The organism is Campylobacter concisus (assembly GCF_002913745.1).
In the GTDB taxonomy this organism is placed as follows: Bacteria; Campylobacterota; Campylobacteria; order Campylobacterales; family Campylobacteraceae; genus Campylobacter_A; species Campylobacter_A concisus_R.
Map to the genome: position 1 here is coordinate 1 of NZ_PPCG01000066.1, position 15,679 is coordinate 15,679.

A 15,679-nucleotide genomic window follows, 5' to 3' on the forward strand; every position below is an offset into this window, starting at 1 on the left:
GAATTTATTTTTCAAAAATTTTATAAATTTCTAGTCTAAATTTTTATTTTTTATTTCTAAATTTTGTTCATTTTTTAAAATTTAAAGCAATATTTTCCTTTTTAAAAGGAAGTGGCTATAATTTCAAAAAGCCAAAAAGGTCAAATTTGAAAAGTTTAGAAACGCTCTATCAAGCACCCATTAAAAATGCAAAATTTATCCCTAGAAAATATGAGATCATCTCGCCAAAGACACTTATCATTGGCGCTATTTCAAGTGGCAAAACAGCCCTTGTTTATGAGTTTTTGAGCCATTATAAAAGCGAGGAGAGGCTTTATATAAATTTAGACGATATAAGGATAGATAGAGTCTCGCTTTTAGCAAATTTAAAAGAGTTTTTAGAAAAAAATGCCCAGATAAAGGTGCTTGCAGTTGAAAATTTACAAGGCGCTGATCTTGTAAATTTAGACTTTCTAAAGGGCGCTGCACTTGAAAATATCATCCTTACAAGCAAGGAATTTTCACTCTCGCTTGATGGCTTTGCACGCATAAATTTAAACTATCTCGACTACGAGGAATTTATACTTTTTTTTAAGAAAAATTTAGACCAAGACCTGCTTTTTAGCTACTTTTTGGCCCATGGCAACGAGATAGCAAGCGCCTTTTTGGACTCCAGTGAGGTCACGGCTCACTTGCAGCAGCTCTTAAGAGCAAATTTAAACGAGCAAAACATCGCCATCTTAAAAGAATGTGCTCCAAAATGCCACGATGTGCTTAGCACTTTTAGTATCTACAAAAACCTAAAAGAGCAGATGAAAATTTCAAAAGATAGCGTTTATAGCGCGATAAATTTGCTAAATGAGAGCGGATACGTGGAGTTTGTGCCAAATTTAGATGAGAGTAGCACGAGTAAGAAAATTTACTTTACAAATTTCGCCCTTCGTAATGCCTTGTGCCTAAAAAAGGACTTTTTAGCTGTCTTTGCAAATGTCGTTTTTTGCGAACTGCTTAAATTTAAAGATGAAATTTACTACACAAAAGAGATCGATTTTTTCCTTAGTAAAAAGAAACTTGCAATCATCTGCGTGCCATTTTCTGCGCCTGAGATCGTATTTTTGAAATTTAAAAAACTCCACGCGAGCCTAAAAGAGCTAGGCGTTAGCAAACTTCAAATCATTAGCGTCGCAAACCAAGCCGAGCAAAGTATCGAGGGGATAAAGTGCGAGATCTTGCCATTTTCTAGGTGGAGCCTAGGTTTATAAATTTAAACTCTTTGTTTGATTATCATTTTAAAAGTCTAGGGATAAAATAGTTATAATCAAAAAAACTATAAAGGACATACATGAGAGCATTTTTTGGGATCTTATTCATCGCTGCAAGCCTTTTTGGCTATGAGATAAACCACGAAAACTGGGCTAAATTTTATAAATTTAGTGGCGATGCAAATGGTGTGAAATTTGAAGTTTATATGAACTACTTTAAAGATGAATTTGAAAATTTCAAACAAGCCAAGAGCTTTAAGGTCCCGCCTAAGATAAGCGGACACATCTTTTTTGACGGCGCAAAATACAACTATGAAAAGGGCTCTTTTGAGCAAAATAGCAGTGAAATTTCATCACTAAATGCGGTCTCAGACAAGATAAATTTAGACGTTAAAAACGAAAACGGCGAGCTAAAAGGCAAGATAATCGTCAAAAACAAAGCCTACAACGCCACCGTAAAAGAAGAAAAAGAGTATGAGATCCTAAATATCGGCATCCAAATGACCGAGGCAAACGGCACAAGATATGAGGCGATCACTAACGACATCTTCGCTAAAGACTCAGCCAAAAAGTATAAAAACAAGCTTCTTGCAGAGTTTTACGACCTAAAAAGCGAGCGCAAAAAATGGCCAAACAACCAATATGAGAGCCTAAAAGAGATATATTACATCAACGACAAGATCAAAAGCGTTTGCACCTATAAAAACGAAAAAACAAACTGCGAGGTGATCTCACTTGCGACAAACAAAAAGCTAAAGCTAAAGCAAATTTTTAAAGATATAAACGACAGCCACCTAAAAGCGATCCTAGCAAATGCTGGCGTGAGCGATAACTTCGTGCTTTCGCCACTTGGACTTACATTTTTAAACGAGGAGCAAATCAACGTGCCACTTGAGGAGCTAAGACCTTACTTTAGCGATGAAGTCGGGCTGTAATGGCTAAAATTTGCGGTATCGACGAGGCTGGACGTGGGGCGCTAGCTGGGCCACTAAGCGTGGCTGCTTGCGTGCTAAATAGCGAAATTTCTGGCCTAAACGACTCCAAAAAACTAACCGCAAAAAGGCGCGAAGAGCTCTTTAAAGAGATCACAAAAAGCTCAAATTTCCTCATCGCCTACTTCTCAAACGCACAGATAGACGAGCTTGGGCTAAGCGAGTGCCTAAGGCGTGCGCTCAAACTTTTCAAGGCGCATTTTGAGGGCTTTGATATTATTTACGATGGAAATTTAGACTACGGCGTTGGCATCACGACGATGATAAAGGCCGACGGCAAGGTCGCTGGGGTAAGTGCTGCTAGCATATTAGCAAAGGTGAGCCGCGACCGCTTGATGAGTGGTTGGGATAAAATTTACCCAGCATACGACTTTGCAGGACACAAAGGATATGGCACGAAGTCGCACCTAGATGCGATAGCTAAATTTGGCTACTCAGACTTTCACCGCAAAAGCTTTGTCATAAAGCCAAAACTCACGCAGGGCTCGCTATTTTAGTTGCGCATCCTCCATATAAAAAAGCACGCTTGCGTCGTAAAATTTATAAACTCCGTTTTCTTGCACGATTTCCATAGAGCGCAAAACAAAGGCTCGCTTGCCAACTTCAAAGAACAAAAGCTGCTCTTTTAGCCGCTCAAATACCTCAGCGCCAAAGTCGCCATCTGGCTTTAAATTTACACTTGCGAGCGCCTTTTCTAGGTGCTTTTGCATATTTATGCTAACGCTTTCATGATCTAGCTGCATGACGAGCTCATCGCCATTTGTGCTGCTTGCGATGGGCATTTTGATGGTCGCATCTTTCACGTTTATAGCGGTGCCACTAAAATCTATGCTAAATATCTGCCACTTTTTCTGCTCAGCCGCCTCAAGACCCGCTATAAATTTTTTATTTTCTAGTGCAAATTTATCGCCGTTTTCTACGAGATAGTCAAATTTATCTTGCAAAAAGTACAGCTTCTCTTCGCCTATCTTACTCACGTCGCCACTTAGCGAGCCACTACTATCAAGTAAATTTAGCGCTCTTAGCTCTCTTAGTAAAAGCTCTTTTTGAGAATTTAGCACAAGCTGCTTTGTATCAAGGACAAAATGCGTGAAAAATATGCCAAATATCATAAAAAATGCTAGAAATTTATAAGAAAAGTTTCTAAGAAATATCATCACAAAATAGCTCAAATTTGCAAATATCACGCAGGCGATGAGATAGATCCTAGGCTCGCTTAGACCGTACTCACCGACCCTGTGCATAACGCCCCACCAGAGCAAAATGCTAGGCAAGATAACAAAAAGTGGCAAGAGCCTGAAAATTTGATCATAAATTTGGCTTTTAATTAGTAAATTTAGCCCTCTTAAAACAAAGCCAGCGATCAAACAAGCAAGCACGATATAGGCTACTCCACCTCGTGGTAGCTCAAGCAAAACAAGCCTATAAATGCAGTATAAATTTAAAAGCACCACATAGATGATAAGCAGGGGATTTAGGATGAAATTTATGGCGATCTTGATGATATTTAAGAGCCTATACTCGCTAAATTTGCTCTCAAAAAAGATAAATAGACAAGGCAGACCAAAAGAGGCCAGCGTCAAGTAGAGCCTTTGCATCCTATGGCTGGTTAAAAGTTCTAAATCAAAAAGGTAGTTAAGCCCTGCACAAACAGCCACAATGCCAAGAAAAAATAGGTGAAAAAGGGCAAATGAGATGAGTAAATTTAAAAGTCTTGCCAGGCTCTCTCTTATAAATTTCTCATTATCTTTGGCAAAATTTAAAGAAAATAAAAGCACAAAAGCCATGAGATAAAGTGCCACAAGATCGCTGGCATGGCCGCTTAGCTTAAGTCCAAAAAAGTAAAGGCTAGCTCCAAATATCAAAAAATATAAAGGTAGTAAAATTTGCCTTTTATTTAGGTAGATAGCGACCAAAAGTAGCGGCTCAAGCAGCCAAAAACCTCTATACTCATCCACTATCTGGCTGGGGCTAAGAAAAATGGTAGCTAGGCTAAATGCCAAAATGGTAAGAAGCAAAATTTTTTTATCAGCAAATGCGGTTTTTAGTTCAGTGGCGATCTGCAAGGTCGTCCTTTAAAGAGTGAAATTTAGCCACATTGCATGGCTAAAAAGTGGAGGTTTAGAAATTTGCAAGGGGCGCAAATTTCTAAGTAAATTTAAATTTTTAAAAGCTCGGCTTCTTTCTCTTTTACGAGAGTGTCGATCTTTGCGGTGTAGGTATCAGTTATCTTTTGAACCTCATCTTGACCTTTTTTGCTCTCGTCTTCAGTTATAGCTTTGTCTTTTTCAAGCTTTTTGACCTCGTCATTTGCGTCTTTTCTCACGTTTCTGATGCTAACTTTTGCCTTTTCGCCCATAGCTTTTGCGTGTTTTGCATTTTCTTGGCGTTGCTCGACGGTCATCGGTGGGAAAAATAGCTTAACGCTCTCACCGTCGCTGTTTGGATTGACGCCGATATTTGCAGCTTGGATGGCTGATGAGATCGCTTTTATCATGCTCTTTTCCCAAGGAGTGATAGCGATAGTTGAAGCGTCGCTTGTAAGTACGGTGGCTACTTGATTAAGCGGAGTTGGCGAGCCATAATAATCAACCATAACGTTATCTAGGATGTTGATATTTACTTTGCCAGTTCTTAGCGTTGTAAAATCGCGTTTTAAAGAAGCGATCGCCTTTTCGCAACCCTCTTTTTGGGTATCGTAAATTTTATTTAGCATTGGTGTCCTTTATTAGAAGTTTTGTGCTTCTGTGATGATCTACTTTTAGCGACATTAACACTTTGCGTTTATCAAGTGGTGGGTTAAATTTACACTCAAAAACGCCATTTGTCATAGGTACTTTTCTAAAGCCGTCAAAGCCAGTCATGAAAAAACTGCCCTCACTTGCGTTTGTGTCGGTCTTGATGATGAGCTTGTCGATCGCATTGTTTTGCGGATAGCCCTCTGGAAATATCCACTGGGCATTTAAAAATTTGCTATTAAAAGTTAGTGCTATCTTTGTGCCGTTCATCACTGGTGTTCTGTAAAGATCGAAAACATCGCTTTTATCTGAAACTGCACCTGAGTTTTGATTTAAAAGTGCTAAAAAGCCAAATTCTTTTGCCAAAGAGACGACCCTACTATCGATCTCACCGTAAGGGACTGCAAAGTATTTTGGCTTATAACCCATGTGCTTTTCAAAGGTCTCAACACCCTTTTGAAAGTCCTCTCTTAAGGCCTCATCACTAAGTTTAGTCATCCTTGGATGAGCGTATGAGTGGTAGCCGATCTCACCGTAAGCTTCTAGCTCTTTTAGCTGATCAAATGTGAGATAGTCGCCATATTTGCCAGCGACTGCTTCGACGTATATCATCATCGCAAATGGGTAGTTATACTCTTTAAAAACTTCAAGCGCCTTGTTATAAAAGCTCTTATAGCCATCATCGATCGTTATAACGATCCAGTTATCAGGGATCGGCTCACCAGCATTTACAGCATCGACAAGTCTTGATAGCTTGACAACTTCATAGCCATTATTTTTGAAGTATTCAAACTGAGCTCTTAAATTTTGAATAGAAATGTCCGTGCTAGCGTGCCTTGGCTCGTCAAAGCGGTGATAAACTAGGATGTGAGCGTCTGCCAAAGCAAACGTTAGCGTCAAAAGTGACGCTAAAAACGTTTTTATCATTGTTATTTTGCTGGATTTTGTGGTGCGCTAGGAGCTGCTGGCACGCCGTTTGATTTTGGTATGACTAGAGATTTGCTATCGACGCTATCGACGATAGAGCGTTTTAGATCTTTGTTGTAAAAATATCCAAGCGCAAGTGTGTTTAGGATAAACAAAACGCCTACCACAAAGGTAAATTTAGCTAAAAATCCAGCTGGTCCTTTTGCTCCAAAAAGGCTCTCGTTGCTTCCACTGTATGCTCCAAGACCGATAGATGAGCTCTTTTGGAGTAAAACTGCGATCGTGATAACGACAGCTAGAACAAATTGTAAGATTAAAAATATTAAACTCACGAAATTTCCTTTAAATTTTTTAAATAGTTTGCGATTATACAAGAAAAGATTTAAATTTTTAGTTAAAGTTCTTTTTCAAGCTCATAAAGCTCATATCTTATGCTTTTAAAAAGCTCAGCTTGATCTAAATTTATAAGCTTAAAGCACTCTTCAAGCACGCGGGCACTTTCTTGCGAACGTTTGAAATTTGCGGTGATGATCTCGTCTAAATTTGATCTTTCTTGCTCGCTTTTAGTGCTGGTTTTAAGGACGTCGTTTTGAGAATTTCTAAATTTTAAAAATTCTTTTTGTGGGATCTTTGCCTTGTGGCGGAGGGACTTTATCTTATAGGCGAGCTTAGCGTCATCAAAGACATATCTTTTTATATCTTCAACGACGCGAAGCCCTTCTTTTAGCCTATTTAAATTCGCATCTATCACTCGGTAGATGCGCTCGTCATTAGTCATTTCTATTAAAAATGCCTAAAACTTGTAGTAATGATGTAAATAAATTTACAAAATCAAGATACAAAGCAACTGCGCCCTCAACTGGTGTCTCGTAGTTACCACGGATGATATTTTGTGTATCAAAAAGTATGTAAGCACTAAATAAAATCGAAGTGATGCTTGAGATAACTAGTTGAAACATCGTGCTTTTAACGAAAATGTTGATGATCGCTGCCACAACGATAACTATCAAAGTTATAAATAGCATCTTGCCCATCGTTGTGAAGTCGCGTTTTGTATTCATCGCAAAGACGCTTAGAGCACCAAATGCAACTGTCGTCAAGCCAAATGCTTGAGCCACGATACTAGCACCACTTGGCATAGCAAGGATCGCTGAAAGTAGCGGAGTTAGCGTAAGACCGCTTACAAATGTAAATGCAAAAAGAAGTATTAAATTTAATCCCTCTTTGCGTTTAGCTGCCATTAGACCAAAAAGCAACACAAACTCTAGTATCACAAGTCCCCAAAACAAAAATCTATTTGCCGCAAAAACGCCAGCGATACTAATGCCTACATAAGCGCCAGCAGTAGCTGAAAGTAGTGATGCTGCAAAAAGTTGATAAGTTTGTTTTATAAAAGTGCTTAGTGAGCTTTGAGAATACGCAAGCTCTTCTTGATTTTGTTTAGCGTAGTTTCTATCATACAAACTCATTTTTTCTCCTTATGAATTTTTGTGGTGAGTTTAGCCTAAAATAATTAAACAATAAATAAAAAGAAGTTTAATAAAAAATATTAGTTTAAAGTCCGTTTTAGAGGGCATTTTTTTGATTAAATAAAAGTTGCTATAATCGCGTTAAAAATATAAAAATGGAGATAAATTTTATGGATGATTCAATACTTGAAGGTGCAGTAAAATTTATGGAAGATGGCTTTTTAGAGCACGAAGAGCTCTTTAAAAGTCTGCAACACAAGCAAGATCCTCACACGCTTTTCATATCATGTGTGGACTCAAGGGTCGTGCCAAATTTGATAACAAACTGCCTGCCAGGCGAGCTTTTTATGGTGCGTAATATCGCAAACATCGTGCCACCATATAGAGTGAGCGAAGAGTTTTTGGCGACTACTTCAGCGATCGAGTATGCGCTTGAAGTTTTAAATATAAAAAATATCATCATCTGCGGACACTCTGATTGTGGCGGATGCGCAGCACTTTATGTGGATGAAAAGAAGCTAAAAAACACCCCAAATGTTAAAAACTGGATAAAACTGATCGAGCCGATCAAGCGAGAAGTGCTTAAATTTACAAGCGACGATCCAGCCAAAATGGCATGGCTAACCGAGAGGCTAAACGTGATAAATTCGATCGAAAACATAATGACCTATCCAAATGTAAAAGAGGAGTATGAAAGCGGCAAGCTTCAAATTTACGGCTGGCACTACATCATAGAAACTGGCGAAATTTTTAGCTACGATTTAAAAGAGGGCACGTTTAAGCTTCTAGCGGACAAAAGAGGCGAAAATGCATAAATTTCTAGCCATTATCCTGCTTTGCTTTACCTTTGCTTTTGCGGCTGAGAGCAACAAAACTCAAGAAGAAGACATAATAAGCATAACAAATCAAATCCAAACTATAAACAGCCAGATAAAAATTTTAAAAGCACAGCAAAAAGATACGAATAACTCAAAGGCTGACAACTCAAATTTAGCCAGCCTTCACAAAAAAAAGAGCGATCTTTTAGAAAAGATACCAAACTATATCATGCAGATCGAATTAACCCAAAGCGATATCAATAAATTTAATCTGCAAAAAGAGGCACTAGAAAAAAAGGTAGCTAGACTTGAAAAGCAGTCAAACAAAGACGCCTACATCCAAAGCGCTATCGAGCTTGAGAAGATGAAGGTTGATTACGCTTACTACTCAGCGCTTATTAGCCTAGAAGAGGTCTTTAAAAAGGGCGCTAAGGCAAATTCTATAAGAGATGTGATAGATAATGGACTTTTAAATTTACAGACAAATTCTTATGTAAGCATAAAAGATCTAAAAGACTCACTAAATGACACTTCAGGCTCTTACGACAACGCCTTTTTTGACCTTGAGCTAAAAAAAGAGAGTGAAGAAGAAATTTTAACCTATCTTAAAAATAACGCCGATCTTCTAAGCTCAAGCATGCTCTTGTCTGAGCTAAATTTAGTCGATGCAGTCGAATACATAAACAAAGCAACTGACATAAATTCAAGTAAATTTAACATCGGCAAGATCGTTGTTATCGTTGCGATATTTTTATTTTTCGTCTCGCTAACTAGAATTTTAGCCAAACTAACCTACTGGCTAATGTCACTCATCGCTTCAGGCGAAGGGGTAAAAGAGGCTAAAAATCAGATCGTTGATATCGTGAAAAAGCCGATCTCAGCACTTCTTATCATCTATGCGCTAAATATCTGTATCGGCGTTGGATTTTACCCAGTGCCAGTGCCTCTAACGGTAGCAAATATCTTTTCTATCATATATATAGTCGCATTTTCATGGCTTGTCCTAACCATACTAAATGGCTACGGCATCGCTATAATCGATAAGATCGCGCAAAAAAGCAAGCGTAAAGAGGTGATAAACCTAGCACTGAAAGTGATCTACGTGATCGTGCTAATTATCACACTTTTACTGATCCTTCAAAAGCTTGGCTTTGATATCTCAGCACTCATCGCCTCACTTGGTATCGGTGGTCTTGCCGTTGCCTTCGCTGCTAAAGACATCATCGCAAACTTCTTTGCCTCTGTTATGATGCTCTTTGACAACTCATTTTCGCAAGGCGACTGGATAGTTTGTGGTGATATCGAGGGCACAGTCGTTGAGATAGGATTTAGAAAAACAACTGTTAGAAGCTTTGATAACGCCCTTATCTTCGTGCCAAACTCAAAGCTAGCTAGCGATCCTGTTAGAAACTGGAGCAGAAGAAAGGTCGGAAGACGCATAAGAATGGTTATTGGCATCGAGTATGGACCAACTACAGAAGAGATCAAAAAATGTGTAAATGACATCAAAAATATGCTGATAAATCACCCTGATATCGCTAAAAGCGAAGATATCGCGGCTAATAAAAGAGGACTAAAATATAGACAAAACATAGTCTCAGTTGATGACTATGCTGGATATAAGTCAAATTTATTTGTCGTGGTTGATGACTTTGCTGATAGCTCGATAAATATCCTAGTTTATTGCTTTGCAAAAACTATCGTTTGGGGCGATTTTTTAGACGTAAAACAAGATGTAATGCTAAAAATTATGGATATTTTAAAGCAAAATGGTCTAAATTTTGCATTCCCAAGCCAAAGCTTGTATATCGAAAATATCAAAGATAAAATTTAAGGAGAGAAAAATGAGTGATGATTTTGACTACGAAGAGGTAGAAGAAGACTACTCTGAATTTAACGACGAGGACGAGGATAGTAGCGATAGCTATGACTATAACTACGACGAAAATGACTACAACTATGAAGATAGCGATGAGGATGAGGATAGTTACGACTCGTATTAAAATGATCTAAATTAAATTTAACGGATGAAATTAACGGAGAGAATGCTTGGTGCAGAAATTTATAGAGCAAGATAGCTATAAGGCTATCGATTACACTTACAAAATGATATTAAACGTAGCGATGGTAAGTAATTTAATTGCTATTTTAGTATTTGGTTTTTTTAGTGAAAGCCTATTTATTGTTTTTATATGTCTCTTGTTTTTTTGCATAAATATACCACTAAGGATAAAATTTGACGTTAAAAAAAGATATCTAATATCCGTACTTTTTCATATAAATACAACTGCTATTGTTATTGCTGGCGTTATTAATATGGGCTGGGGTTGTGGTATTTGGATAACTCTAATTGGAGTAGTTTTTATAAATTACTTTCTATCGCTTAAACAAAAAATTATTATCTATATAGTTAGTTTAGTTGAATTATTTGTGCTTATATGGCTATATTTTTCATATAAAGATAGTCAAACTATGGCATCATATACTTTATTAAAGACAGTTACATTTTTAAGCATCTGCTTTACTTATTATATAGTTATAAGATTATCTTCCTTTGCTGATGCTATCACATCTAGCAACTATATACAAATTGCAAATGAAAAAATAAATATAGAAGAAAATGCAAAATATGACTTTTTAACTGGTCTTTTAAATAGACGCTCAATAGAAAAGATACTAAAATACGAACTCAATGAGCTCATAAATAAGTATAATGACACAAATTTAATTATTATGCTTGGTGATATAGACAATTTTAAACAAATAAACGATACGTATGGTCATAGTGTAGGCGATGAAATTTTAAAAAGTATAGCAAAAGCTCTGAAAGATACTTTTAGAGAAAATGACTATGTCTGTCGTTGGGGTGGCGAAGAATTTTTAGCTATATTACCCAATGTTAAAACGAATGATGTAAAAAAAATAGAAAATAGACTTAATGCGAGGATAGCTAAAGTAAAGCTCCCCAACCAAAGCGTTGTAACTATGACTTTTGGTCTTGTTTTTTGTGCAAATGGAGTTAGTATTGATATAAACACTGTGATAGATATAGCAGACAAAAAACTCTATAATGGTAAAAAGAATGGTAAAGATCGCATAGAATATGCCATTTTAAAAAAGAGATATACACACTATGACAATGCCTAAACTTTCGCTTTATACATCGCTAAAGATCATTATTTTCTCAATTTTTATAGTCCATCTTTTTTACCTAATTATATTCTTCTTGTTTAGTCAAGAAATTTTAGCTGTAGCAAATATCCTTTCAGTTAGCATATATCTTTTTACTTTAAAACTACTTTTTGACAGCGACGAGAACAGCAAAATTGCAATGGTCATATTACAAGTAGAAATTTTACTTCACGCATCACTTTGTTTATATATCCTTGGATGGGGATATGGCTTTGAAATATTGTTCTTAACATCGATGGTTAGTCTTTTCTTCATATCCATTAGCTTTAAGTTTTTAAATAAAGCTATATCAATACTTCATATAGTGCTGCTTATATTTTTCTTTTTTACACTTGATACACATAGCAATAATAACGGATTTTATAAAGAAACGTTATTTGTATTTAATCTAACAATATCTTGCATATTTGCTATTATTACTTCATTTTTATTAGAAAGTTCAAATTTATTTATATTTTTAAGCATTTTGGAAGAAAAAGAAATGGCTAAAAATATCCTAAATCACGATCCGCTAACTGGTCTTTTAAATCGCGCTTCAATGCAGCAAATTTTAAACCAAAAAGAACTTTATGAAAATAGAGATTTTGCAATCATGATGTGCGATATTGATAACTTTAAAAAGATAAATGATACCTATGGACACGGTGCAGGAGATGCTGTTTTAAAAAGCTTATCAGGCATATTTAAAAACACATTTAGAGATAAAGATAGAGTAGCTAGATTTGGCGGAGAAGAATTTTTAGCAGTCGTTTTGGGCGTAAAAAAAGACGCAGCTGTAAGTATCGTAGAGCGTGTTAGAGAGACTTTGAGTAAAAATATAGTTGAGTTTGAAAATATAAAGATCAACGCAACTATGACTTTTGGAGTAGTTGCTCATGATGGTACGGGAGAATTTAGCTTAGAAAAGATGATAAAACAAGCTGATAATCTACTTTATGCTGGTAAGCGAAGTGGTAAAAATATCGTTATGAGTGCGGATTACGATCCAAAAGCATAAATTTAGAGGCCTGAGCCTCTAAATTTTAATGTCCGTACATTAGGTTTGGCAACCAAAGAGAAATTTGTGGTATATAAGTAACCAAGATAAGGCCAAAGAATAAAGTAAGTGTCCACGGCAAGCATGCCATGATGACCTCTTTTAGATTCATATTTGTAAGACCGCTTGCGACAAATAAATTTAGTCCAACAGGTGGAGTCACCATACCTATCTCCATATTTACAACTAAGATAATGCCAAAGTGTATCGGATCTATGCCAAGTTGTGTTGAAATCGGAAGCAATAGTGGTACCATGATCATGATGACGCTTGAAGGCTCCATAAATTGACCCATGATAAAGAGTAAGATATTTACAAATATTAAAAATCCTATCATACCGATATTTGCGTCAAGTATCATCGAAGCGATCGCTTGTGGGATCTGCTCGCTAGTTAGCAAATATGCAAAAACAACAGCGTTTGCGATGATGAAAAATATCATAGCTGTTGTAAGGGCTGAGTCTAGGCAGATATCCCAAAGATCTTTTATCTTTATATCTCTATAGATAAAAAGTGAGATAAATAGCGCATAGACCGCACTTGCCGCAGCAGCTTCAGTTGGAGTAAAAATTCCTCCATAAATTCCGCCAATAACCACAACAACGATTAGTAAAGCCCAAAATGCTTTTGCAAATTTCTGCACTCTTACTTTAAATGGCTCAGCCTTAGTCGCTTTAAATCCAAGCTTTTTTGCTCCGACATAAGTTTGAACTAACATAAAAGCACCAAGCATAAGACCAGGCACGACGCCCGCCATAAAGAGCTTGCCGATACTTACCTCAGCAGTTACGCCATAAACTATCATAACAACTGAAGGTGGGATCAAAATTCCAAGCGATCCAGCCGTAGTTATGCCGCCCACTGCGTACTCTTTTGGATAGCCAGCCTCTTTTATAGCTGCAAACATAATTGAGCCAATAGCTACAACCGTCGCAGGTGAGCTTCCAGATACCGCTGCAAAGATAATGCAGGCAAATATCGCACTCATAGGCAAGCCGCCTGGCAAGTGTCCGACCATAGACTTTGCAAAGTCGATGATACGTCTTGCTGAGCCACCTTTACTTAGTAAATTTCCAGCCAAGATAAACATCGGTATCGCCATTAGCGAAAATTTATTGATGCCATCAAAAATTAACTGCGGGATCGTAGCGATGTCGATATCTGTAAAAAATATCATCGTTAAAACGGTGCTTGTGCCTAGCGAAACCGCGACTGGCACGCCTATTAGCATCAGTGCAAAAAGCAGGATAAATAAAAATGCTATTGTCATCTTTTTTCTCCTTAGTCTTTGACTACGCTACCATGAGCTAGCTCGTGCGCTTCGTTGCTTACGACCTTTGCTGCAGGAGTTAGAGCTACCTTGATAGCCTTTTCAGCCGAGCGGTAGCTAGCTGTGACAAAGGCTATTGGAAGCACTAACATAGGGACCCATTGAGGTATGCCAAGGTCTATTATCATCTGCTCGATCTCGTGTAAAATTTTAAGATAATCCACCGAATAAACCGCGATAAATATCAAAAAGACAGTTGTTAAGATGTGCGAAAAAAGCAGGCATGCCTTCGCGAGCGCTGGTGGAAATTTCTCCACCAAGATAGTTACGCTCACGTGGATGCCCTTGTTAAAGCCATACGCTGCGGCAAAAAACGCCGACCAAATGAAGAGGTAGTTTGATAGCTCGCTCGCCCATGACCAGCTTTTGTCAAAAAAGTATCTAGCCACGACGTTAGCAAAGGCTAAGAGTGTTCCACTAGCTAGCCCTAAAACGGCGATAGTCTTATTGAGCGAGACTATCAATATATCAAGAGCGTTAATGAAATTTTTCATTATTTTGTCTCGATTGTTTTTTCTATAAGCTCTTTGCCGATGACGTCGTAAAATTTAGGATAGATAGCCTGCATAGTCTTCTCCCACTCAGCTTTTTGTGCGTCGTCTATCTTGAAAATTTCTAGCTTTTTAGTCTCTGCTATATATTTTTCAAGCTCGGCTATGACGTGAGCGTCCTCTTTAGCTGTCTCTTCTCTCTCGTAAGCTGTAGCTTCGCTTAGAGCTTGTTTTACATTTGCTTTTAGATCATCTGGCAGTTTGTTCCAAAATTTATCACTCATGACGACTAGATAGCCTAGATATCCGTGGTGTGAAAGCGTAAGTGAGCTTTGAACCTCGTGAAATTTAGAGTTATAGAAATTTGATAGTGGGTTTTCAGTCGCATCAACTACGCCTTGTTGAAGCGCAGAATAAACCTCTGAAAATGGCAGAACTTGTGGATTGCCACCGATAGCTTTGATCTGCTCTTCAAGCACTTTTGAGCTTTGGATTCTAAATTTTTGTCCTTTTGCATCTTCTGGCACAAGGATTGGTTTTTTGCTTGAGCTAAAATGCTTAAACCCAGCATCCCAGTAATCAAGCGCCACAAAGCCCTTCTTAGTCACAAGGCCTTTTAGCTCCTCGCCAACTGCGCCATCTTGAACCTTGTGAAGGTGGTCTGCATCTTTAAAGATGAAAGGCAGGTCAAATAGCTGAAATTGTGGCACGATAGGTGTAAATTTAGAAAAACTAGGAGCTGCCATTTGAACGTTACCAAGTTTTAACGCGCCAAAAACTCTGTCATCATCAAGTAGCTGAGCTGATGGGAAGACTTGAACTTTTATCTTGCCGCCACTTAGCTCCTCAGCGCGCTTTGCAAAAAAGTCAGCTGCCTTGCCCTTTGGCGTAGAAGCTGCGACAACGTGAGCAAATTTGATCGTATAGACCTTATCCGCACCAAATGCTAAGCCACTGATGGCACATGTAAAAAGTAAAGCTTGTAAGAATTTCATCTTTCATCCTTTGTAATAGTTTTGATAGGTGCATTATAAATTTCAAAAATAAAAATTTAGAAATTTTGTTTCATAAATTCACATATCTTTATTTTTATATGTGTATTTTTGTAACATTTTTGACCTAAAATGGATAGTTTTTGCTTCGTAAATTTAACGTAAAAATTTATTTATCATTTTTATAGTCTATTTTTGTTACGTTTCTACACATATTTTTATATTATTTTTTACATTTAGATAAATTTAAATTTACTTTTCTCTCTTTTTAAAAGCCGAATTTGCTCTTTTAGGATATAAATTTTTACTCTTTTAACCACAAATTTATAAAGTAAATTCACTCATCTTTTAAAAATAAAAAATTAGCTTTTATAAAAACGCCCTATTTTTGGCTTAAATTTTAAAAGATTTTGTTTGTTAATCTTTTGTGGCTATAATGCGAAATAACAAATT

At 37.2% G+C, this 15,679-nt stretch carries 17 protein-coding genes; 8 read left to right on the forward strand and 9 right to left on the reverse strand.

The genetic code is table 11. The annotated features are described in order from the left end of the window. The first annotated feature begins 146 nt into the window (after window positions 1–146). The 3 genes from CYO90_RS07865 to CYO90_RS07875 all read left to right on the forward strand — a co-directional run bounded on the left by CYO90_RS07865 (window position 147) and on the right by CYO90_RS07875 (window position 2,730). Window positions 147–1,241 (forward strand): ATP-binding protein, encoded by a 1,095-nt coding sequence (locus tag CYO90_RS07865; protein ID WP_103579100.1) that lies wholly within the window; start codon window positions 147–149, stop codon window positions 1,239–1,241. 80 nt (window positions 1,242–1,321) lie between these two features. Then, window positions 1,322–2,176 carry an S-adenosylmethionine tRNA ribosyltransferase gene (locus CYO90_RS07870; RefSeq protein ID WP_103579101.1) on the forward strand — a complete coding sequence of 285 codons (855 nt, stop codon included), beginning with the start codon at window positions 1,322–1,324 and terminating at the stop codon, window positions 2,174–2,176. Next, window positions 2,176–2,730: a ribonuclease HII gene (locus CYO90_RS07875; protein WP_103579102.1), complete on the forward strand. Its 555-nt coding sequence runs from the start codon at window positions 2,176–2,178 to the stop codon at window positions 2,728–2,730. Before CYO90_RS07870 ends, CYO90_RS07875 begins: the two co-directional genes overlap by 1 nt. On the opposite strand, the gene CYO90_RS07880 is transcribed toward CYO90_RS07875, so the two are convergent. The 6 genes from CYO90_RS07880 to CYO90_RS07905 form a co-directional block, all read right to left on the reverse strand. Next, window positions 2,722–4,299: a DUF4153 domain-containing protein gene (locus CYO90_RS07880; protein WP_103579103.1), complete on the reverse strand. Its 1,578-nt coding sequence runs from the start codon at window positions 4,297–4,299 to the stop codon at window positions 2,722–2,724. The two genes, CYO90_RS07875 and CYO90_RS07880, sit on opposite strands and share 9 nt — an antisense overlap. 92 nt (window positions 4,300–4,391) lie before the next feature. Beyond that, window positions 4,392–4,949 (reverse strand): ribosome recycling factor, encoded by a 558-nt coding sequence (gene frr / locus CYO90_RS07885; RefSeq protein ID WP_002941557.1) that lies wholly within the window; start codon window positions 4,947–4,949, stop codon window positions 4,392–4,394. Then, window positions 4,939–5,898: a polysaccharide deacetylase family protein gene (locus tag CYO90_RS07890; protein WP_103579104.1), complete on the reverse strand. Its 960-nt coding sequence runs from the start codon at window positions 5,896–5,898 to the stop codon at window positions 4,939–4,941. Before CYO90_RS07890 ends, frr begins: the two co-directional genes overlap by 11 nt. A gap of 2 nt (window positions 5,899–5,900) precedes the next feature. Then, window positions 5,901–6,230, reverse strand: a complete 330-nt coding sequence (gene secG, locus CYO90_RS07895) for a preprotein translocase subunit SecG (protein ID WP_103568887.1) — start codon at window positions 6,228–6,230, stop codon at window positions 5,901–5,903. Between the two features lie 62 nt (window positions 6,231–6,292). Beyond that, a complete protein-coding gene (locus CYO90_RS07900) occupies window positions 6,293–6,676 on the reverse strand; it encodes a thiamine-phosphate pyrophosphorylase (RefSeq protein WP_103579105.1) in 384 nt (127 codons plus the stop codon). Then, complete coding sequence (locus CYO90_RS07905) at window positions 6,669–7,367, reverse strand: Bax inhibitor-1/YccA family protein (RefSeq protein WP_103579106.1); 699 nt, start codon at window positions 7,365–7,367, stop codon at window positions 6,669–6,671. The genes CYO90_RS07900 and CYO90_RS07905 overlap by 8 nt, the downstream gene beginning before the upstream one ends. A gap of 170 nt (window positions 7,368–7,537) precedes the next feature. Between CYO90_RS07905 and CYO90_RS07910 the strand changes: the two genes are divergently transcribed. From CYO90_RS07910 to CYO90_RS07925, 5 genes are read left to right on the forward strand one after another with little or no spacing between them, the layout of a single operon-like run. Further along, complete coding sequence (locus CYO90_RS07910) at window positions 7,538–8,182, forward strand: carbonic anhydrase (RefSeq protein ID WP_103579107.1); 645 nt, start codon at window positions 7,538–7,540, stop codon at window positions 8,180–8,182. Then, window positions 8,175–10,019, forward strand: coding sequence for a mechanosensitive ion channel family protein (locus tag CYO90_RS07915; RefSeq protein WP_103579108.1), 1,845 nt, complete (start codon window positions 8,175–8,177; stop codon window positions 10,017–10,019). The genes CYO90_RS07910 and CYO90_RS07915 overlap by 8 nt, the downstream gene beginning before the upstream one ends. A gap of 10 nt (window positions 10,020–10,029) precedes the next feature. Continuing rightward, on the forward strand, window positions 10,030–10,188 hold the full coding sequence (locus tag CYO90_RS10265) for a hypothetical protein (protein ID WP_002941615.1): 159 nt from the start codon (window positions 10,030–10,032) through the stop codon (window positions 10,186–10,188). 49 nt (window positions 10,189–10,237) lie between these two features. After that, window positions 10,238–11,332, forward strand: coding sequence for a GGDEF domain-containing protein (locus tag CYO90_RS07920; protein WP_258030698.1), 1,095 nt, complete (start codon window positions 10,238–10,240; stop codon window positions 11,330–11,332). Further along, window positions 11,319–12,374 (forward strand): GGDEF domain-containing protein, encoded by a 1,056-nt coding sequence (locus CYO90_RS07925; protein ID WP_103579110.1) that lies wholly within the window; start codon window positions 11,319–11,321, stop codon window positions 12,372–12,374. Before CYO90_RS07920 ends, CYO90_RS07925 begins: the two co-directional genes overlap by 14 nt. A gap of 25 nt (window positions 12,375–12,399) precedes the next feature. On the opposite strand, the gene CYO90_RS07930 is transcribed toward CYO90_RS07925, so the two are convergent. The 3 genes from CYO90_RS07930 to CYO90_RS07940 are packed head-to-tail and all read right to left on the reverse strand — an operon-like array spanning window position 12,400 to window position 15,229. Continuing rightward, window positions 12,400–13,683, reverse strand: coding sequence for a TRAP transporter large permease (locus CYO90_RS07930; protein ID WP_072595211.1), 1,284 nt, complete (start codon window positions 13,681–13,683; stop codon window positions 12,400–12,402). 11 nt (window positions 13,684–13,694) lie between these two features. Next, the gene (locus CYO90_RS07935; protein WP_021084026.1) at window positions 13,695–14,237 is read right to left on the reverse strand and encodes a TRAP transporter small permease; all 543 of its coding nucleotides are present in this window, start codon (window positions 14,235–14,237) and stop codon (window positions 13,695–13,697) included. Then, complete coding sequence (locus CYO90_RS07940) at window positions 14,237–15,229, reverse strand: DctP family TRAP transporter solute-binding subunit (protein WP_002941552.1); 993 nt, start codon at window positions 15,227–15,229, stop codon at window positions 14,237–14,239. The genes CYO90_RS07935 and CYO90_RS07940 overlap by 1 nt, the downstream gene beginning before the upstream one ends. Window positions 15,230–15,679: the final 450 nt, after the last annotated feature.